Annotated in this window: 15 protein-coding genes; 6 read left to right on the forward strand and 9 right to left on the reverse strand. The window is 71.0% G+C overall.

Going from position 1 to position 20644, the window contains the following annotated elements; genetic code table 11:
* Positions 1-5: 5 nt before the first annotated feature.
* The 5 genes from BJ959_RS12945 to ileS are packed head-to-tail and all read right to left on the reverse strand — an operon-like array spanning position 6 to position 6747.
* Positions 6-1274, reverse strand: coding sequence for an NDP-hexose 2,3-dehydratase family protein (locus BJ959_RS12945; protein WP_165879039.1), 1269 nt, complete (start codon positions 1272-1274; stop codon positions 6-8).
* A 13-nt stretch (positions 1275-1287) separates the two neighbouring features.
* Complete coding sequence (gene ndk, locus BJ959_RS03015) at positions 1288-1710, reverse strand: nucleoside-diphosphate kinase (protein WP_153981699.1); 423 nt, start codon at positions 1708-1710, stop codon at positions 1288-1290.
* Positions 1707-2129 carry a DUF4233 domain-containing protein gene (locus BJ959_RS03020; protein WP_153981700.1) on the reverse strand — a complete coding sequence of 141 codons (423 nt, stop codon included), beginning with the start codon at positions 2127-2129 and terminating at the stop codon, positions 1707-1709. Before BJ959_RS03020 ends, ndk begins: the two co-directional genes overlap by 4 nt.
* Positions 2126-3517 (reverse strand): bifunctional folylpolyglutamate synthase/dihydrofolate synthase, encoded by a 1392-nt coding sequence (locus BJ959_RS03025; RefSeq protein ID WP_153981701.1) that lies wholly within the window; start codon positions 3515-3517, stop codon positions 2126-2128. The genes BJ959_RS03020 and BJ959_RS03025 overlap by 4 nt, the downstream gene beginning before the upstream one ends.
* Positions 3514-6747, reverse strand: a complete 3234-nt coding sequence (ileS, locus tag BJ959_RS03030) for an isoleucine--tRNA ligase (RefSeq protein ID WP_153981702.1) — start codon at positions 6745-6747, stop codon at positions 3514-3516. The genes BJ959_RS03025 and ileS overlap by 4 nt, the downstream gene beginning before the upstream one ends.
* A gap of 372 nt (positions 6748-7119) precedes the next feature.
* On the opposite strand from ileS, the gene BJ959_RS03035 reads away from it, so the two are divergent.
* Positions 7120-8439, forward strand: a complete 1320-nt coding sequence (locus BJ959_RS03035) for an MFS transporter (RefSeq protein ID WP_153981703.1) — start codon at positions 7120-7122, stop codon at positions 8437-8439.
* A 44-nt stretch (positions 8440-8483) separates the two neighbouring features.
* A complete protein-coding gene (locus tag BJ959_RS03040) occupies positions 8484-9104 on the forward strand; it encodes a hypothetical protein (RefSeq protein ID WP_153981704.1) in 621 nt (206 codons plus the stop codon).
* Between the two features lie 47 nt (positions 9105-9151).
* Here BJ959_RS03040 and BJ959_RS03045 read toward each other — a convergent pair whose 3' ends face one another.
* The gene (locus BJ959_RS03045; RefSeq protein WP_183321854.1) at positions 9152-12577 is read right to left on the reverse strand and encodes a fibronectin type III domain-containing protein; all 3426 of its coding nucleotides are present in this window, start codon (positions 12575-12577) and stop codon (positions 9152-9154) included.
* Between the two features lie 195 nt (positions 12578-12772).
* Between BJ959_RS03045 and valS the strand changes: the two genes are divergently transcribed.
* From valS to BJ959_RS03060, 3 genes are read left to right on the forward strand one after another with little or no spacing between them, the layout of a single operon-like run.
* Entirely contained in the window at positions 12773-15376 is a 2604-nt protein-coding gene (valS, locus tag BJ959_RS03050) for a valine--tRNA ligase (RefSeq protein WP_153981705.1), read from the forward strand.
* A gap of 48 nt (positions 15377-15424) precedes the next feature.
* Positions 15425-15886 (forward strand): GNAT family N-acetyltransferase, encoded by a 462-nt coding sequence (locus BJ959_RS03055; RefSeq protein ID WP_153981706.1) that lies wholly within the window; start codon positions 15425-15427, stop codon positions 15884-15886.
* A 2-nt stretch (positions 15887-15888) separates the two neighbouring features.
* Positions 15889-16125 carry a hypothetical protein gene (locus tag BJ959_RS03060; RefSeq protein WP_153981707.1) on the forward strand — a complete coding sequence of 79 codons (237 nt, stop codon included), beginning with the start codon at positions 15889-15891 and terminating at the stop codon, positions 16123-16125.
* A gap of 136 nt (positions 16126-16261) precedes the next feature.
* On the opposite strand, the gene BJ959_RS03065 is transcribed toward BJ959_RS03060, so the two are convergent.
* The gene (locus tag BJ959_RS03065; RefSeq protein ID WP_153981708.1) at positions 16262-16486 is read right to left on the reverse strand and encodes a hypothetical protein; all 225 of its coding nucleotides are present in this window, start codon (positions 16484-16486) and stop codon (positions 16262-16264) included.
* Positions 16487-16488: 2 nt separating this feature from the next.
* Entirely contained in the window at positions 16489-17175 is a 687-nt protein-coding gene (locus BJ959_RS03070) for an ArsR/SmtB family transcription factor (RefSeq protein WP_153981709.1), read from the reverse strand.
* 113 nt (positions 17176-17288) lie between these two features.
* Here BJ959_RS03070 and BJ959_RS03075 point away from each other — a divergent pair, with 113 nt between their 5' ends.
* The gene (locus BJ959_RS03075) at positions 17289-19319 is read left to right on the forward strand and encodes a M3 family metallopeptidase (RefSeq protein ID WP_153981710.1); all 2031 of its coding nucleotides are present in this window, start codon (positions 17289-17291) and stop codon (positions 19317-19319) included.
* A gap of 18 nt (positions 19320-19337) precedes the next feature.
* On the opposite strand, the gene BJ959_RS03080 is transcribed toward BJ959_RS03075, so the two are convergent.
* Entirely contained in the window at positions 19338-20642 is a 1305-nt protein-coding gene (locus tag BJ959_RS03080; RefSeq protein ID WP_153981711.1) for a solute carrier family 23 protein, read from the reverse strand.
* Between the last annotated feature and the right edge of the window lie 2 nt (positions 20643-20644).

A 20644-nucleotide genomic window follows, 5' to 3' on the forward strand; every position in this document is an offset into this window, starting at 1 on the left:
GCGCCTCACAGCCACGGCAGCAGCAGCGAGAGCGCGCTGCGCGCCTCGTTGGTGAGCGTGCGCCCCGACCGCAGCAGCGGAACGAGCTGGCCGAGGCTCAGCCAGTGCGTGCCGGCCGGAGCCCGCTCAGGCTCGGCGACCCGCAGCAGGGTGTAGCGGCTGGCATCGTGCAGGAACCGCCCGCCCTCGTCGGACTGCCGCACGGTGGCGATCACCGCATCGGCGCCGCCCCGCTGCGGCTCGGGGCGGCGCACTCCCGGCGGGCGCACGACGGTCGCCGTGAGCTCGACCCGGTCGAGCAGACCCGGCTCGGCGACGGCGGTGAGCCCGAACAGCGGATGCGGGCCGCGGTCATCGACCCACAGCTCGACGAGCCCCTCCCCCGCGCTGTCGACGATGGGCTGGTCCCAGCGCTCGACCTCGCGACCGCGGCAGTGCACGGCCACCTGCCGCACGCGGAAGGCGCCGGCACCGCGCGGCGACACCCCCTCGTCGTCCAGCACCCAGCCCTCGAGCAGGTCGAGCGCGACCGGATGCGCCACACCGGCCGCCCGCCGTGCCGCGGCGAGGGCATCCCGAACCGCGTCGGTGTCGGCGGGGGCGGCGAGCGAGGCGGCCAAGCGCGCGCTCCAGTCGTCGCGCCGGCGGGTGAAGGGAGCGCGGCCGACGAGGTCCGCCCAGTCGGCGGTGACGAGCACTGAGCGCGCGTCGGTGTTGACGAGCCAGTCGTGGTCGAGCAGCTCGAGCAGGGCGTCGACCGCCAGCCACCGGTGGGTCGGGCCGTTGTCGAGCGCCCGCACCGCGTCGGCGATCACGTTGGCGTTGAGCTTGCCGGCGAACCGGGTGCCCTGCTCGCTGCCGAGCACCCGCGACCGCTCGCGCACCGCGTCAGAGGCGAACTCGCGGCTGAAGGGCGGCGGCTGCCCGCCGTGCACGCGGTCGGCGTTGCTCGCGGTGGCCTGCACCGTGGGCGCGAGCTGAGCGCCGCCGACGTTGCCCGGCTCGACCTTGGCGTGCACGAGCACCTCACGGCGGGCATCCCCGCGCAGCAGGAACCCGAGGGTGCCGATCTCGCGCTGCTCGAGCAACGGCTGGTCGCCCTCCGGGGTGCGCACGCCGACGACCCGGAAGAACCGGTCGGTACGGTGCCGGATCGCTCCGTCGCGCAGCGCCCAGTCGGCGCTGTCGCCGAGACGGAGGGCTTCGATCCGGAGGTCGGCGTCGGCCGCCACCTCGCCCAACCAGCGAACGAGCTCGTCGCTGTCGGAGGTCACGGTCGCGCCGGGATCAGCCGAACCAGAGCGCGAGCTCGCGCGCGGCGGTCTCGGGCGAGTCGGAGCCGTGCACGAGGTTCTGCTGCACACGCAGCCCCCAGTCACGGCCGAGGTCGCCGCGGATCGTGCCGGGCGCGGCCGTCGTCGGGTCGGTCGTGCCGGCCAGCGAGCGGAAGCCCTCGATGACGCGGTTGCCGGCGACACGCGCGGCGACGACGGGGCCCGACTCCATGAACTCGATGAGCGGCTCGTAGAACGGCTTGCCCTCGTGCTCGGCGTAGTGGGCGGCAAGCAGGTCGCGGCTGGGCTGCACCATGCGCAGGTCGACGAGCTGGTAGCCCTTGGCCTCGATGCGGCGCAGGATCTCGCCGGTCAGGTTGCGGGCGACGCCGTCGGGCTTGATGAGAACAAGGGTCTCTTCGACAGGGGTAGTCACGATGCTCCTTCGGTTGCGGCGCGCTTGGCGGCGTCGAGCTGGCCGCCCTTGACGACGCCGTAGATCCAGAATCCCACGAACACGGCCGCGGTCACGGCCGCGAGCACCTCGATGAAGCCGGTGGCGAGCAGCGCGAGCTGCAGGACGCTGCCGAACCAGACCCCCCAGGTGTACCGCGCTACGCGGGCGGCGATGATCAGCAGCACGATGAACGCGGCTGCACCGCCGAAGACGGCGGCGGAGGGCAGAACCTCGAGGCCGTTGATGGCGAGCGCGCCGAAGATGACGGCGAGCACCTCCATCACGATGGTCACCTGCAGCAGCGACTCGCGGGCGCCCTTCTCGCGGCGGGGGCGGCGGGCGGATGCGGGGCTCTCGTCGCCGGAGGGGCCGGGCTCGGGGGCAGTGGTGTCGGTCACAGCATCCAATTCTGCTCGCGCGCGATGAGCATCGCCTGACCGACCATGGTGACCGATCCGGTGATGAGGATCGCGTCGTTGGGGCCGGCGGCCTCGCGCGCCTCGGCGATGGCGACCGCGAGGTCGGGCTCGATGCGCACCCGGTCCGGGCCGGCGATCGCGTCGACCGTCTCCGCGAGGGTCGAGGCGTCGATCGCGCGGGCCGAGTCGGAGCGGCTGACGATGAAGCGGTCGACCACCGGGTCGAGCGCCTCGATGATGCCGCGGTCGTCCTTGTCGGCGAGCACGCCGACGATGGCCGTGATCGAGTCGAAGGCGAACGAGCTCAGCAGCGCGCGGGCGAGCGCCTGGGCGCCGTGCGGGTTGTGCGCGGCGTCGACGAGCACGCTCGGCTCGATGCCGATGAGCTGCAGGCGACCGGGGCTGGTGACGGTCGCGAGACCCTCGGCGACGACATCATCGGCGAGGCGCTGGGTGCCGTCGCCGAGGAACGACTCGACCGCGGCGATGGCGACCGCGGCGTTGTGCGCCTGATGCTCGCCGTAGAGGGGCAGGAAGAGGTCGCGGTACTCCCCCGCCCGGCCGCGCACGTCGATGACCTGCCCGCCGACCGCGAGCCGCGCATCCAGCAGGGCGAAGCCGACCCCCTCGGCGACGAGGCCGGCCTCGTTGTGCTCGGCGGCGCTCGACAGCTCGTCCATCGCCTCCGTCTGCTGCAGGGCGGTCACGACGGTCGCGGCGGGCTTGACGATGCCGGCCTTGGTGCGCGCGATCTCGCCGACGGTCGCGCCGAGGAACCGCGTGTGGTCGAGGTCGATCGGCGTGAACACGGCCACGTCGCCGTCGGCGACGTTGGTCGAATCCCACTCGCCGCCCATGCCGACCTCGACGACGGCGACATCGACGGGAGCGTCGGCGAAGGCCGCATAGGCGAGCACGGTGAGCGCCTCGAAGGTGCTCAGCGGCGGCTCACCGTTGGCCGTCAGCTCGGCGTCGACCATGAGCAGGTACGGCGCGATGTCGGCCCAGGTGTCGGCGAGCGCGCGGTCGCTGATCGGCTCGCCGTCGATGACGATGCGCTCGTTGACGAGCATGAGGTGCGGGCTGGTCAGCAGACCGGTGCGCAGGCCGTAGGCGCGCAGGATGCTCTCGATGAGCCGCGCGGTCGACGTCTTGCCGTTCGTGCCGGTGAGGTGGATCATCGCGAAGCTGCGCTGCGGGTCGCCGAGCAGCTCGACCGCACGCCGGGTGGGCTCGAGCCGCGGCTGCGGCACCGCCTCGCCGGAGCGCGCGAACAGCTCGTCGTGCACGGCCTGGGCGGCCGCGCGGTCGGCGGCCGCCTCGGGGTTGGAGGCGGCGGCGTCGAACGCCTCGTCGCGGGGGCTCATGCGCGCACCACCGCGACGGTGACCGTGGAGCCGTCGCCGACCGGCACCGGCTCGCCCCCGCCGGGCTCGGCGAGCTCGAGCGCGGTGGCGAGGGTCTCGGCCGCGATGAGCTCGCGGTGGGCCTCGATGGCGGCGCGGGCGGCCGCGTCGGCCCCGAGGCGCAGCACGATGCGGTCGCCGACGTCGAGCCCGGCATCTTTGCGGGCCTGCTGGACGGCGCGGATCACGTCGCGCGCGAGACCCTCGGCCTCGAGCTCGGGCGTGACGCGGGTGTCGAGCAGGACGAAGCCGCTGCCCGGCAGGAAGGCGACCGCGGCGGCGGGGTCGTCGAGCTCGAGCTCGAGCGTGAACTCCCCGGGCTCGAGCGCGACGCCTCCCACGACGACACGCATTCCATCGGCACCGTCGCCGTCGACGCTCCAGTCGCCGGCCTTCGCCGCGCCGATGACCTGCTGCACCTGCTTTCCGATGCGCGGGCCGGCGGCGCGGGCGTTGACCGCCAGGCGGCGGGCGATGCCGTACTCGGCGACGAGGCTGTCGTCGAACTCGACGAGCTCGACCGCCTTGACGTTGAGCTCGTCACGCACGATGTCGGCGAAGGGCGCGAGCGCCTGCGCGTCGGGGGTGACGACGGTGAGCGTGGCGAGCGGCAGGCGCACGCGCAGGCCCTGGGCCTTGCGCAGCGCGAGGCCCGAGCTCGCGAGCTGCCGCACGCGGTCCATGGCTGCGACGAGCGCGTCGTCGGCCGGGAACTCCTCGGCCACCGGCCAGTCGGCCAGGTGCACGCTCTCGCCACCGGTGAGGCCGCGCCAGACATCCTCCGTCACGAGGGGCGCGAGGGGCGCCGCCAGGCGGGCGAGCGTCTCGAGCACGGTGAAGAGGGTGTCGTGGGCATCCCGATCGTCGCCCGCCCAGAAGCGGTCGCGCGAGCGGCGGACGTACCAGTTCGTCAGCACGTCGGCGAAGTCGCGCAGGGCGGCCGCGGCCATCGGCGCGTCGAGCGCCTCGAGCTGCGCCGTCACCTCGACGACGAGGTCGCGGGTCTTGGCCAGCAGGTACCGGTCGAGCACGTTGGTCGAGTCGGTTCGGCGCTGGGCCGCCCCGAGGTCGCCGGCGTTGGCGTAGAGCGTGAAGAAGTAGTACGTGCTCCACAGCGGGAGAAGGAATTCGCGCACACCCGCGCGAATACCGTCCTCGGTGACGACGAGGTTGCCGCCGCGGATCACCGAGCTCGACATCAGGAACCAGCGCATGGCGTCGGCGCCGTCGCGCTCGAACACCTCGCCCACGTCGGGGTAGTTGCGCAGGCTCTTCGACATCTTCTGGCCGTCGTTGCCGAGCACGATGCCGTGGCTGATGACGTTGCTGAACGCGGGGCGGTCGAACAGCGCCGTGGCGAGGATGTGCATCGTGTAGAACCAGCCGCGGGTCTGCCCGATGTACTCGACGATGAAGTCGGCCGGGTTGTGCGAGTCGAACCAGTCGGCGTTCTCGAACGGGTAGTGCACCTGCGCGAACGGCATCGAGCCCGAGTCGAACCAGACGTCGAAGACGTCCTCGATGCGGCGCATCGTCGAGCGGCCGGTCGGGTCGTCGGGGTTCGGGCGCGTCAGGCCGTCGATGAACGGCCGGTGCAGGTCGACCTCGCCCGCGGCATTGCGCGGCAGGGTGCCGAAATCGGCCTCGAGCTCGGCGAGCGAGCCGTAGACGTCGACGCGCGGGTAGGTCGGGTCGTCGCTCTTCCACACCGGAATCGGGCTGCCCCAGTACCGGTTGCGGCTGATCGACCAGTCGCGGGCACCCTCGAGCCACTTGCCGAACTGGCCGTGCTTGACGTTCTCGGGCACCCAGGTGATCTGCTCGTTCAGCTCGAGCATGCGGTCGCGAATCTCGGTGACGCGCACGAACCAGCTCGACACCGCCTTGTAGATGAGCGGGTTGCGGCAGCGCCAGCAGTGCGGGTAGCTGTGCTCGTAGCTGCGCACCTGGAACAGGCGGCCGGCCTCGCGCAGCAGCTGCGTGAGCGGCTTGTTGGCCTCGAACACCTGCAGGCCGGCCACGGGCTCGACCGCGGGCAGGAAGCGTCCGCCGTCGTCCACCGAGATGACGATCGGGATGCCCGCCGCGGCACACGCGAGCTGGTCGTCTTCACCGTACGCGGGCGCCTGGTGCACGATGCCCGTGCCCTCGCCCGTGGCAACGTACTCGGCGACGAGGATCTGGAAGGCCTCCGGCCCGTAGGCCTCGGCGTACCAGCCCCACAGGCGCTCGTAGCGCACGCCCTTCAGCTCGGCGCCGCTGAGGGTGCGGGTGACGGCGGCGCGGGCCGCGGCGGCGTCGGGGTAGCCGAGCTCCTTGGCGTAGGCCGCGATCGTGTCGGCGGCGAGCAGGAAGGTGCGAGCATCCGCCGCCGCCTCGCCGTCGCCCGAGCCCTGGGGAACGACCGCGTACGCGATCTCGGGGCCGACGGCGAGCGCCGCGTTGGTCGGGAGGGTCCAGGGCGTGGTCGTCCAGGCGAGCGCCTCGACGCCGGCGAGCCCGAGCGCCTCGGCCGTCTCGCCGACGAGCGGGAAGGTGACGGTCACCGACTGGTCCTGCCGCAGCTTGTAGACGTCGTCGTCCATGCGCAGCTCGTGGTTCGACAGCGGGGTCTCATCGCGCCAGCAGTACGGCAGCACGCGGTAGCCCTCGTAGGCGAGCCCCTTGTCGTGGAGGGTCTTGAAGGCCCACAGCACGCTCTCCATGAACGTGATGTCGAGCGTCTTGTAGTCGTTCTCGAAGTCGACCCAGCGGGCCTGGCGGGTGACGTAGTCCTCCCACTCCTTCGTGTAGACGAGCACGCTCTCGCGGGCCTTCGCGTTGAAGGCTTCGATGCCCATCTGCTCGATCTCGGCCTTCTCGGTGATGCCGAGCTGCTTCATCGCCTCCAGCTCGGCCGGCAGGCCGTGGGTGTCCCAGCCGAAGCGGCGGTGCACCTGCTTGCCGCGCATGGTCTGGAACCGCGGGAAGACGTCTTTCGCGTAGCCGGTGAGCAGGTGGCCGTAGTGCGGCAGGCCGTTGGCGAACGGGGGGCCGTCGTAGAACACCCACTCCTCGCAGCCCTCGCGCTGCGAGACCGAACGACGGAAGGTGTCGTGGGCGGCCCAGTAGCCGAGCACCTCGTGCTCGAGCTCGGGAAAGCGCGGCGAGGCGACGACACCCTGGTCGTCGCGGTGCAGGGGGTAGGTCATGAGGGGCTCCGGGGGTTCGCTGCTGCGTCTCACCGCGAGGACGACGGCGTCGTTCACGCCACCGCGGTACCACCCCGCTTGCCCAGCACCCCCGCCGCCATGCTCTGGCTGACGGATGCTGCGCCTCTCTCCCTGCGGCTGTGACGGGCCTGCCCCGCTCGGGTCTAGTTGCCCGGCCCGAGGGCCGCGCGTTCTTCCGAGGACTCCCCGGTGATGGCCGGATCGCTGTCGATACCTCCATGCTAGCCGTCGGCGCGCTGGGCGCGCGCCGGGAATGCGCGGCCGCCGGAGTACGCTGTGGTGCTTGTGACCAACACCGATCGTGGCAAAGCGCCAACCACGTCCGGGGCCGTCACGGAGACCGCTGTCGCCGTGAGCCCCTCCGACCCCCGCATCGCTCGACGCGCGCGGTGGGCCTCCCTCGTCGGGACCTCCCTGGAGTCGTACGACTTCTACCTGTTCGCCTACTTCTCGGCCTTCTTCGCCGGGCCGCTCTTCTTCGAGCCGCTCGGGGCGGTCGGCGCGAACCTGGCCGCGCTCGCGACCATCGGCGTCGCCTTCGTGATCCGCCCGCTCGGCGCGATCATCTTCGGCCACCTGGGCGACCGCATCGGCCGCCGCACGACGCTCATCGTGACGATCACCATGATGGGCATCGCGACGGGTCTGATCGGCGTGCTGCCGACCTACGAGCAGGCGGGCTGGATCGGCGCGATTCTGCTGGTGCTGCTGCGCGTGCTGCAGGGTGTCTCGCTGGGCGGCGAGTGGGGCGGTGCGGTGCTCATCGCGACCGAGCACGAGAGCCGCGCCAAGCGCGCCTTCGCCGCCGCGATGCCGCAGCTGGGCTCGCCGATCGGCTCGATCCTCTCGGCCGTGGCCTTCCTGTGGCTGACGCTCTCGCTCACGAGCGAGGAGATCTCCGAGTGGGCCTGGCGCATCCCGTTCCTGACGGCGATCCCGCTGCTGGCGGTCTCGCTCTACCTGCGGCTGGCGATCACCGAGACGCCGGTGTTCACGGCGGTGAAGGATGCGGGGCGCGCGCCGCGCATCCCGCTCGCCGCCCTGCTGCGGGCCCAGCCGGTGACGATCGTCGTCGCCGTGGGCGTGGCCCTGCTGGGCATCGGCTCGTACTCGTTGATGAACACGTACACGATCAACTACGGCGCGGCGGTGCTCGGCTACGACTACTACCAGCTACTGATCGCGACGACGATCGGCGGCCTGCTGCAGCTGGTGACGATTCCGCTGTTCGGCGCGTGGGCGACGCGCATCGGCTCGGGGCTCGTCGTGGCGATCGGCGCGCTCGGCACCCTGCTGGTGTCGTTCCCGATCTACTACTTCCTGCAGGAGGCCTCGTTCGCCTTCCTGGTCGGCATGATGATCATCGGCGGCATCCTGCCGACGATGAGCTGGGCGGCCCTCGGCGGAATCTTCACCGAGCTGTTCGACGAGCGCTACCGCTACTCGGCGCTCGGCTTCGCCTACGCCCTCGCGGCCGTCGTGGCGGGCTTCGTGCCCGCGTTGACCGGCGCGCTCGGGGCGGCGACGGCGAACGCCTGGTGGCACCCGGCCATCGTTCTGGCGGGCATGTCGCTCATCACGCTGGTCGCGTCGCTCGTCGCGATCCGCATCCGGGTCGACCGCGATGACGCGCCGGATGCGGTGCCGGCCGTCGCGGAGACCGCGGCCTAACCCGCTCTAGCCGGGGGTGCGGCCTCGGGCCTAGGCTGTGCGCCGTGGAGCCCGAGACCGCCCCCCTGCCGAGCAGCAGCGCCACCGACTCGTCCGCCGAGCCCGCCGAGGGCGCGACACCGGAGGAGAAGCAGAAGCGCGGACTGCTGATCGCGCTCATCGCGGTGGCCGGCGCGATCCTCATCGCGCTCATCGTGCTCATCGTGGTGCTCGTGGGCGGCCGCGGCGAGGACACCGCCGCCCCGATGCCCGAGCCGACGACGAGCGACACCGCGACGCCCGAGCCGACCGAATCGGAGTCGCCGGTGCCGAGCGAGGAGCCCTCGGAGGAGCCCGCCGCCTCGCCGAGCGCGACCGCCGCTCCGCCTCCCCCGCCGCCGCAGAGCCCGAGCTTCGCGACCTTCAGCGGGCCGAACCGCGCCCCCTGCCCCGACACCTCCAGCTCGGTGGCGATCACCTGGAGCTGGAGCAGCACGAACGCGGTCAACGCCTGGTTCGGCATCGGCACGAACAACGCGAAGGCCGAGCCCTTCGAGTCGGTGCCGACGACGGCCACCTACACCTTCAACTACCAGTGCTCGGAGGCGAGCCAGCGCTACACCGTGACCCTCGAAGACGCCGCGGGCCGCCTCACCCACAAGACCGTCGAGATCGTGCGGCAGTAGCGCACGGTCGCGCGGCGCGTACCGAACGCGCCGCGCGACCGTCGCGGCTACTGCGTGATGCTGGCCGGAGCGGTCCGGTCGGTGTAGATGGCGCTGTACGGACTCGTTCCGCCAGCGCTCGTGGCCGTTGCCCGCACCTCGTAGTCAGTACCGGGGGTCAGCCCGCTGATACTGAGGGTGCCGCCTGCCCCGGTGAGCGACTGCGGCGCCACCAGCCAGGTCACCTGGCCCTGCTGGCGGTACTCGACCCGATACGCGGTGATCGGGTAAGCGGGGTCAGCCACAGCGCTCACGTCGAACGCGATGTTCTCGGTGCCCGTGTCACCCTCGATGAACGTCGGGGCTGCCGGCGCGCCCGAGAGCGTCGAGAGGCGCAGGGTCGTGCTCGACCCCACGAGGGCCGTCGAGCCGGCAAGCGTGCGCGCGTAGACGTTCACGTCGTACGACCGCAGGCGCGTAAGACCCGTGATCGTCGCCGTGGTGTCGGTGCTCACCCCGTCGGCGAACGTCACCCAGGTGGTGGTGCCGGCCACCCGGTAGCGCACCACGTAGTCGGTGATCGTGCCGCCGTTGGTGGTCGACGGGGCCGTCCAGCTGAGCGAGAGCGTCTTCGCGGTGCGGGCGGATGCGGCCAGCGCCGTCGGCGCCGATGCGATTCCCGTCAACGTCGACTTCTTGACCGTCGTCGACGTGCCCGTGCCGTAGATCGTCTTCGCCGAGACCCGGAACTCGTACGAGGTTCCCCGCCGCAAGCTGGCGAACGTGAAGCCGGTGGTGTCGTTCACGCCGTCGCTGACGGTCGTCCACGTCGTCGTGCCCGTGCGGCGGTAGCTGATCACGTAGTCGGTGACCGAGCCGCCGTCGTTGGTGGTCGCCGGAGCCGACCAGGCGAGCTCCATGCCCGTCAGCGACGGCGTCGTCGTCAACCCCACGACCGCCGACGGCAGGCCGGTGAGGGTCGACTTCTTCAGCGTCGCCGCCGAGCCGGTGCCGTACGTGGTCTTCGCCGCGACGGAGAATTCGTACGAGACCCCGCGCGCGAGGTTGGGCACCGTGATGCTGGAGGCATCAGAAGCGGTCGTCGCGACCGTCGTCCACGTGGTCGTTCCGCTGCGCCGCACCTTAACGACGTAGGCGGTCACATCACCGCCACCGTTGGTGGTGTCGGGCAGACCCCACACCAGCTCCATGCTCGTGCGGCTGGCCGTGGCGGTCAGGGTGGCCGGGCGCGTGGGCAGACCCGAGAGCGTCGACTTCTTGATGGTGGCCGACGAGCTGGTGCCGAAGGCGGTGCGCGCCTGCACGGCGAACTCGTAGCTGCGACTGCCGGAGAGCCCGGTGACCGTCGCGGTGGTGTTCGTGCTGACGCCGTCGGAGAACGTCTTCCACGTCGTCGTGCCGGTCACCCGGTACCGCACGATGTAGTCGGTCACCGTGCCGCCGTTGAGCGTCGACGGCGCGCTCCAGTTGAGCTGGATGCTGCGCGGCGCCGGCGTCGCGGCCAACCCGGTCGGCGCCGTCGTGACGCCGGTGAGCGCCTTCACGAGCACGGCGGGCGTGTACGCACTGGTGCCGAACTCGTCTTTGGCCGCGACCCGCACATAGTACGACGACCCGCCCTTCAGGCCCGTGATCGTCGCCGAGGTCAGCGTGCTCACACCGTCAGACAGCGTCGTGTAGGTCGAGGTCGCAGTCGAGCGGTACTGGATGACGTAGTCACTGATCGTGCCGCCCGTCTCGGCGGGAGCCTCCCAGGCAAGGTCGAGCTGCCGCGGTCGTGGGGTCACACTCAGCGCCTGCGGCGCGGTCAGCGCGGGACGGGTGACGACCGCCGTCGGCGTCGAGGTCTTCGCGAGCGTGGAGTAGCCCTGCACGTTGCCCGTCACCGTGAACGTGATCGTCTTGCCGACGTCAGCCGGGGTCAACGTGTACTCGAGGCCGGTGGCCCCCGGAATCGCCGTGCCCGAGCGCTTCCACTGGTAGGTGAGCGGGGGGTCGACATCGGGCTCGGGCGACGTCTGCAACCAGGAGCCGACCGTCGCGGTCAGCGTCGACGCGCCCACGGGCGAACCCGTGATAGTCGGGACAGGCTGGGGGTTGAAGACCGGCAGAAGCGTCGCGTTCAGGTACTTCGTCGGGTCCTCTCCCATGTACGGGTAGTAGCAGAACTCGTAGTCGCTGGAGTTGAAGCAGTAGTCGTAGATGTCCTGGTTGAGTCCAGGGTCGAAGTAGGAAGCGGTGCCGAGCACTCGAGCGGTGACTTCGGCCGGGGTGAGGTCGGGCTCGTGGCTCAGGATGCGCGCCACGACACCGGCGACGTGCGGGGTCGCCATCGAGGTGCCGCTGAGGGTTCTCTTGTCGGTGCTGCTGTCCTTGTCCGCCGACAGGATCGCGCTGCCAGGCGCGTAAAGGTCGCTGCAGGCACCGAAATTTGAGTAGACAGCGTCATCGTTGCCGCTCGTGGCGGCGTTCACAGTGATCGCATTCGGTGCGCTCGCGGGACTGTACTCACAGCTGAAGTAGGAGTTATTGCCAGCAGCGACAACGACCGAGATCCCGTCGTTGATGGCCTCCTGCACCTTGAGGTTCACAGGATCGGCGTCGAAGGGGAAATTTCGGTCCCTCGGCCCTCCGAGGCTCATGTTGATGACCGCGGGCTCCCCCGCCTGATGGTCGGCGATGATCCAGTTCAGCGCCGTGATGATGCCAGCCGAGTCACCGGCGCCGTCGCAACCGAAGACCCGCACCGGCACGAGGGTGACCTTCTTGGCGACGCCGTACGTCGTACCGCCGACTGTGCCGGCGACATGCGTGCCGTGCCCGTTGCAGTCGCCCGTGGTCGTGAACTTCGAGAGCTTGAAGCCGGGGGCGAGCCGGCCCGTGAACTCGACGTGATCGGGGCGTATGCCCGTGTCGACGATGTACGCCGTCACACCCTCGCCGGTCGTGTCGTAGGTGTAGCGGTAGTCGAGCGAACCCGAGACCTGGTCGATGCGGCCGAGGCCCCAGGGTGTCGAGGTCTGCGTCTTCGGGAAGGAGTAGGGGGGAACGAAAGGGTCTCCCGCCGTCTCGACGACCTCCCCGACCCGGTAGACGAAGTTCGGAAATGCCTCGACGACGAGCGGCGACGCTTCGAGCTGCGCGGCCGCCTCGAGCGCCTGCTCGGCGGTGAGGGTCTCGTCGAACTCCACGGTGCGGAGCCCGCGGCCGAGGTTCTCGCCCGGAGTCAGCTCGGCCGCGACGCGGGCAGCCCCGGTCACCTCGCCACCCTGCGTGGGGGCGACGCCCGGCGCGTAGCGCACGATGAGACCCACGGCCTCGCCCGCGGGACGCTCGCCGTCGGCATCGAGCAGAGCCTGCAGCTTGGGCGGCACCGGCGGAGCATCCGGAGCGGCGACCGCCGCCAGCGGCGCGGAGGAGAGCGCCACGGCGACGCCGAGCAGCAGGGAAAGTGTGGTGCTGCGTCGCCGCATCGGTACGTCCTTCAGATCAGTTATTGAGTGCTACTCCGGTCAGGCTATGGCAGAAGTCGTCGAGCCGATAGTCCCCTCACCCGAACGGGGGTCAGACCCCCGCGGGGCCGCAGGAGCGCCCGCTACCATGGTGTCACCTCCCACACTCAGGCACCCGTTGACACGGTGCCGCACATACCGAAGCGAGACCCCGCCATGAGCAACGCCAGCCTGCCCGACAAGCCCGCCCTCGAGGGTCTCGAAGCCAAGTGGGGCCCCGTCTGGGAGGAGCTGGGCACGTACCGCTTCGACCGCCAGGCGGCCGTGGATGCGGGCCCCGACTCGGTCTACGCGATCGACACCCCCCCGCCCACCGCCTCGGGCTCGCTGCACATCGGCCACGTCTTCAGCTACACGCACATGGACCTCGCCGCGCGGTTCCAGCGCATGCGCGGCAAGAACCTCTTCTACCCGATGGGCTGGGACGACAACGGCCTGCCCACCGAGCGCCGCGTGCAGAACTACTACGGCGTGCGCTGCGACCCGGCGCTGCCCTACGAGCCCGATTTCACGCCGCCGTTCGAGGGGGGCGACAACGCCAGCGGCAAGGCCGCCGACCAGGTGCCGATCAGCCGCCGCAACTTCATCGAGCTGTGCGAGCGGCTGACCGTCGAGGACGAGAAGCAGTTCGAAGACCTGTGGCGCACGCTCGGCCTCAGCGTCGACTGGAGCCAGACCTACCGCACCATCGGCGACGAGGCGCAGCGGGTCGCCCAGCGCGCCTTCCTGCGCAACCTCGCCCGCGGTGAGGCCTACCGCGCCGACGCGCCCACACTGTGGGACGTCACCTTCCGCACCGCCGTCGCGCAGGCCGAGCTGGAGGACAAGGAGATGCCCGGCGCCTTCCACCGCGTCAGCTTCCACGCGCCCGACGGCAGCACGGTCGACATCGAGACGACGCGCCCGGAGCTGATCCCCGCCTGCGTGGCGCTGGTGGCGCATCCCGATGACCCCCGCTACCAGCCGCTGTTCGGAACCACCGTGCGCACCCCGCTGTTCGGCGTCGAGGTTCCGGTGGTGGCCCACCACCTGGCGCAGCAGGACAAGGGTTCGGGCATCGCCATGGTCTGCACGTTCGGCGACGTGACCGACGTCGTCTGGTGGCGCGAGCTCGACCTGCCGATGCGCCCCATCCTCGGCAAGGACGGCCGTATTCTCGCCGAGGCCCCGCAGGGCATCGAGGGTGCCGCGGCCGAGGTGTACGCCGAGCTGGCCGGCAAGACCGTGTTCAGTGCGAAGGCCCGCGTCGTCGAGCTGCTGCGCGAGTCGGGCGACCTGATCGGCGAGCCCCGTGCGATCACGCATCCGGTGAAGTTCTTCGAGAAGGGCGACAAGCCGCTCGAGATCGTCACCACCCGCCAGTGGTACATCGCCAACGGCGCCCGCGACGAGGCGCTCAACGCGCGCCTGCTCGAGCGCGGCCGCGAGGTGGAGTTCCACCCCGACTTCATGCGGGTGCGCTACGAGAACTGGGTCGGCGGCCTGTCGGGCGACTGGCTGATCTCGCGGCAGCGCTTCTTCGGCGTGCCGATTCCGGTCTGGTACCGCCTCGACGAGAACGGCGAGCCCACCGGCGACCCGATCGTGCCGTCGGAGGACATGCTGCCGGTCGACCCGGCCTCGATGCCCGCCCCCGGCTTCGACGAGAGCCAGCGCGGGCAGGCGAACGGCTTCGCCGGGGAGGTCGACATCATGGACACCTGGGCGACCTCGTCGCTGACCCCGCAGATCGCCGGCAAGTGGGAGGACGACCCCGAGCTCTTCGGCCTGGTCTTCCCCTACGACCTGCGCAGCCAGGGGCAGGACATCATCCGAACCTGGCTGTTCTCGACGGTGCTGCGCGCCGAGCTCGAGCATGGCACGGTGCCGTGGAAGCACGCCGGCATCTCGGGCTTCATCGTCGACCCCGACCGCAAGAAGATGTCGAAGTCGAAGGGCAACGTCGTCACCCCCGCTGCCATGCTCGACGAGCACGGCAGCGACGCGGTGCGCTACTGGGCGGCCTCATCGCGCCTCGGCACCGACGCGGCCTTCGACCCGCAGAACCCGAAGCAGATGAAGATCGGCCGCCGCCTGGCCATCAAGGTGCTCAACGCCGCCAAGTTCGTCTACAGCTTCGAGGCCCCGGCCGGGGCCGCTTCGGGCACGGATGCGGTGACCGAGCCGCTCGACATCGACATGCTCGCCACCCTCGGCGAGGTGGTCGCGACCGCGACGCGCGCGTACGAGGAGTACGACCACGCCCGCGCGCTGGAGGTGACCGAGCAGTTCTTCTGGACCTTCACCGACGACTACCTCGAGCTGGTGAAGGAGCGCGCCTACGGCTCGCAGGGCGCCGACGGCCAGGCGAGCGCGGTCGCCGCACTGCAGCTCGCCATCGACGTGTTCGTGCGCCTGCTCGCGCCGGTGCTGCCGTTCGCGTGCGAGGAGGTCTGGAGCTGGACGCACGCGGGCAGCGGTGCCACGGCGTCGGTGCACCGCGCGCCGTGGCCGACCGTCGCCGAGCTCGGCGTGGATGCTCAGCACGGCGGCCTGCTGCCGCTCGTGTCGGAGGCGCTCATCGGCATCCGCCGCGCCAAGACCGACGCGAAGGCCTCGCAGAAGACCCCGGTCACCCGCGCCGTCATCGCCGGCCCCGCGCTGCTCGAGCACGCGGCCGCCGACCTCGCCGCCGTCGGGCGCATCGCCTCGCTCTCGTTCACGCCGGCCGACGAGGTCGCCGTGGTCGAGATCGAGCTCGGCGAGCTGCCCGAGGCGTGAGCCGCGCGGCTCTCGGCCGCGGCAGCGACGCTGCGGCAGACTGACGGCATGAGCTCCGCATCCGCTACCGGCGTCGTCGTGCGCGCGATCGAGCCGCGCGACCACCAGCGCTGGCGCGAACTGTTCACCGCGTACGGCGTGTTCTACGAGACCGCCTTCGATGACGCCGTGCTCGACGGCGTGTGGGCGTGGCTGATGGATGCGGGGCACCCGCTGGTCTGCCTCGTCGCCGAGCGCGACGGCGCACTCGTGGGGTTCGCGCACCTGCGCGAGCAGCCCGACACGTTCACGGCCGGCCCCGGCTGGTACCTCGACGACCTGTACACCGAGCCCGCCGTGCGCGGCTCGGGTGCGGGCACCGCCCTGCTCGAGGCGATCGCCGCGCACGCGCGATCGCACGGAGGCGGCACGATCCGCTGGATCACCGCCGCCGACAACACGCGCGCACAGGGCGTCTACGACCGGCTGGCGACCCGCACGAGCTGGGTCACCTACGAGTGGGAGGTCTGACCATGCAGCTCGGAACCCGTTGGAGCGTCGGCGGCGAACCGCCGGCACGCCTGAGCCCGGAGGTGCGGGCGGCCGTGCGCGCCGTGGAGGGCGAGCTGCTCGGCCGCGACACCACGATGTGGCGCTGGACCCTCACGTGGTTGGAGGGGCGACCGGTTGTCGAGCTCGACGACGGCACGGTCATCCGCGTCGCGAACGACGGCACGGTCGTGACGGACAACGGCGACACCCCGCGCTGAGCGACGGGAGGTGCGGGGCGTAGCTCCCGCCCGGTGCGGATGCTCGGATCATCCGTGGTGCACCGGTGCATTGCGTCGCTGAACGCGGGGTGTCGGGCTCGGGGCGGTCGCACCGGGGGCGCGACCTGGGGCGAATCTACTGGGCGATTCCATAACAGCGGCTGGAAGCCTGCTGGGCAATCGCCCGCTCCGTGGCCAGCCGCAGCGCCTGCTGCTCGTGGGTGAGCTGCGCGCGGCGCAGCACGCGCTCCGGGCGCTGGTGGGCCCAGCGCACGAGGGCAAGGCCGGCGGTGAGTGCGAGGCGGCGCAGTCGCGATTCGCGGGGAGCGCAGCCGGGCACGGTGAGCGTGATCGTGGTCATGATCAGCCCTCCTTCGGGGTTGAGACAGGGGCGGTGGTGGCGGTGCTGGTGGTGGCGGTGCCGGTCGCGGCGTCGCCTGCTGATGCGTCGAGAGGGATCTCGACGCCATCGAGCACGGGGTAGGCGTAGTACTGCACGTGCACGGGTCGCGAGCCGGGCACGCGCTGGCCGCGGTGCTCACGGGCGAACCCGATGATGAGGTCGACGATCTGGTGGTTGAGCTCGTCGAGTTGCGCGGCGGTGACGTGCATGCTCGCCGACTGCAGCGCGAGGGCGTCGCGCCATTCGGGGCTGAGCGCCTCGTGGCCACGCTCGATGACATCGCGCAGGCCGGCCTCGCGGTGGTGCAGCCACTCGCGCATGATGACGCGGGATGCGGCGCGCCCGGCCTCGGTGGCGTCGAGCTCGGGGCTGCCGAGGTGGATGGGCCCGGGAACGCGCTCCCACCACCGCTCGCGCCCGGTGCCGCGGTCGGCGACCTCGCGCACGTAGCCGTGCTTCTCGAGCTGGCGGAGGTGGTAGCTGGTGGCACCGCTCGACTCGCCGAGCCGCTCGGCGAGGCCGCTGGCGGTCTGCTCGCCGTAGGTCGACAGCGCCTCGATGATCTGGACGCGCAGCGGGTGCGCGAGCGCCTTGAGGCCGTCGAGGTCGGCGGCGCGACCCTCGAGCTCGTCCTGGTGGTGTCCCATGACGACCACGATAGCGATGCAAAGACTTCTTTGCAAGTACTTCTTTGCAATGTGTCTTTTGCAATGACTCTTTTGCAATGAGTCCTTTGCATTCCGGGCGCTAGGGTCGAGACATGTCGAACCCGTTCCTCGCGCCGAGCACCCTCCCCTACCAGCTGCCCCCCTTCGCGGAGATCCGCGACGAGCACTACGCGCCCGCCATCGAGCAGGGCATGGCCGAGCAGCTCGCCGAGATCCAGACCATTACGCGACGCCGCGACATGCCGACCTTCGAGAACACGATGGTGCCGCTCGAGCAGAGCGGACAGCTTCTGACCCGCGTGCTGCGGGTCTTCTACAACAAGGCCTCGGCCGACTCGAACGACACCACGAACGCGCTCGAGGCCGAGCTCGCCCCGAAGCTCGCCGCGCACACCGACGCGATCAAGCTCGACGCCGCGCTCTACTGGCGCATCGCCCAGCTGCACGATCAGCGCGAGTTACTACCCCTGACGGCCGAGCAGCGCTACTTGATCGAGCGGCACTACACCGAGATGACCCTCGCCGGCGCCGGGCTCGATGAGGCGCAGAAGCAGCGACTGAGCGAGCTCAACGCCCGCATCTCGACCCTCGAGACCGCGTTCGAGAAGAACCTGCTCGCCGACACCAACGAACTGGCCGTCGTCATCGACGACCCCGCCGAGCTCGCGGGGCTCACCCCCGGCGAGATCAGCGCCGCCGCGCAGGCCGCCGCCGACCGCGGACTCGAGGGGAAGCACCTGGTCACCCTCGTGCTGCCGACCGGCCACCCCTGGCTTGAAAGCCTGACGAACCGGGCGACCCGCGAGCGCATCATGGCCGCCTCGCGCGCCCGCGGCTCGCGTGCCGGCGAGCACGACAACCGGCCCGTGCTGCTCGAGATCGCGCGCCTGCGCGCCGAGCGCGCCGAGCTGCTCGGCTTCGCCAACCACGCCGCCTTCGTCACCGCCGACCAGACCGCCAAGACCCCCGAGCGGGTCGCCGCCATGCTCGAGCGCCTCGCCCCCGCCGCGGCCCGCAACGCCGCCGCCGAGCAGGCCAAGCTCGAGGCCCTCGCCGGTCACCCGATCGCCGCCCACGACTGGGCGCACTACAGCGAGAAGGTGCGCAAGGCCGAGTACGACGTCGACCTGGGCGAGCTGCGCCCCTACTTCGAGGCCGAGCGCGTGCTGTGGCGCGGAGTCTTCGCCGCTGCCACGAAGGTCTTTGGGATCACCTTCACCGAGCGGACGGATCTGCAGGGCTACCACCCGGAGGTGCGGGTGTTCGAGGTGCGCAACGAGGATGGCTCCGAGCTCGGGCTCTACCTGCTCGACCTGTACACCCGCGACAGCAAGCGCGGCGGCGCGTGGATGAACGAGCTGATCGGGCAGAACGCGCTGCTCGGGCATCCGACGGTCGTCGTCAACAACCTCAATGTGCCCAAGCCCGCCGCGGGCGAGCCGACCCTGCTCACCTACGACGAGGTCAACACGTTCTTCCACGAGTTCGGCCACGCGCTGCACGGGCTCTTCGCGCACGTCACCTACCCGCGGTTCACCGGCACGAACGTGTACCGCGACTTCGTCGAGTTCCCCAGCCAGGTCAACGAGATGTGGATGCTCTGGCCCGAGATCGTGAACGACTACGCCGTGCACCACGAGACGGGGGAGCCGATCCCCGCCGAGGTGCTCGAGCGCGTGCGGGCGGCGCAGCTGTGGGGCGAGGGCTTCGCGACGAGCGAGTACCTCGCCGCGGCGCTGCTCGACCAGGCCTGGCACACGCTCAGCGCCGCCGAGGCCGCCGCCGTGACGGATGTCGCCGCCTTCGAAGCCGAGGCCCTCGCGCGCGTGGGGCTCGACAACCCGGCGGTGCCCACCCGCTACAGCTCGACGTACTTCGCCCATACCTTCTCGGGCGGCTACGACGCCGGCTACTACAGCTACATCTGGAGCGAGGTGCTCGACGCCGACACCGTGCAGTGGTTCGAGCAGAACGGCGGGCTCACGCGCGCCAACGGCGACCGCTTTAGGAAGTACGTGCTCGGGCTCGGCGGCGCGGGCGACCCGCTCGAGGCCTACCGCGCCTTCCGCGGGCGCGACGCCGAGATCGAGCCGCTGCTGCAGCGCCGCGGGCTGGCCGCGTAGCCGCAGCAGCGGCCGTCGCTAGTCGGCGCTGGCCGCGACCGGCTCGTCGGCGACGTCGGTCTTGCGCAGGCGACCGAGCAGATCCATCGAGTGGTACACGACGAGCGCGGCGATCGTGCCGAGCACGATGCCGCTGAACAGCACGCCGCCCGCCGCGTCGAACACCGTGAAGTCGGCGATCGCGATGATGAGCGCGATCGCGGCCGTGAACTGGTTCTTCGGCTTCGAGAAGTCGACCTTCGCGTCGACCCACATGCGCACGCCGATGATGCCGATGAGGCCGTACAGGGCCGTCGTGACACCGCCGATCACGCCCGCGGGCACCGTGAACAGGAACTGCCCGAACCACGGCGAGAGGCTCAGCACGATCGCGGTGATCGCGGCGACCCAGTAGGCCGCGGTCGAGAACACGCGCGTGCTCGACATGACGCCGATGTTCTCACCGTAGGTGGTGGTCGCCGAACCGCCGCCGATCGCCGCGATCGTCGTGGCAAGGCCGTCGGCGAACAGGGCGCGGCCGGTGAGCGGGTCGAGGTCGCGCTTGGCGAGGAACCCGACGCCCTTCACATGGCCCACGTTCTCGGCGACGAGCGCGAGCACGACGGGCAGGAAGGCGAGGTAGGTGCCGAGGTATTCGACGCCGAGTACCGGCAGCGTGAACTCGGGCAGGCCGACCGCAGCCGCGCCCTCGAGACCGCTGAAGTCGACCTCGCCGCGCGCGAGCGCGAAGAGGTAGCCGACGACGACGCCGATGATGATCGACAGCCGGCCGATGATGCCGCGGAACAGGACGGCGACGAGGATCACCGCGACGAGCGTCACGACGGCCGTCAGCGGCGAGGCCTGGAAGCCGCTCTTCGCGGCGGGGGCGAGGTTGAAGCCGATGAGGGCGACGATCGTGCCGGCGACGACCGGCGGCAGCAGCCGGTGGATCCAGCCGGTGCCGACGACGTGCACGAGGATGCCCACGAGCGCGAGCGACAGGCCGACGACGAGCACGCCGCCGAGGGCGACCTCGCGGCCCTCCGACATCGAGGCGGCCTGGATCGGCGCGATGAACGCGAACGACGAGCCGAGGTAGCTCGGCAGCCGGTTCTGGGTGATGAGGAGGAAGAGGATCGTGCCGATGCCGGAGAACAGCAGCGTCGTCGACGGCGGGAAGCCGGTGAGGATCGGCACGAGGAAGGTCGCCCCGAACATCGCGACGACGTGCTGCAGGCCGAAGCCGATCGTGCGCGGCCAGCTGAGCCGCTCCTCGGGGGCGACGATCGCCCCGGGTGCGACGGTCTTGCCGTCTCCATGAACAGTCCACAAGCGGGCCACGA

The sequence above is a fragment of the Microcella frigidaquae genome, from assembly GCF_014200395.1.
In the GTDB taxonomy this organism is placed as follows: Bacteria; Actinomycetota; Actinomycetes; order Actinomycetales; family Microbacteriaceae; genus Microcella; species Microcella frigidaquae.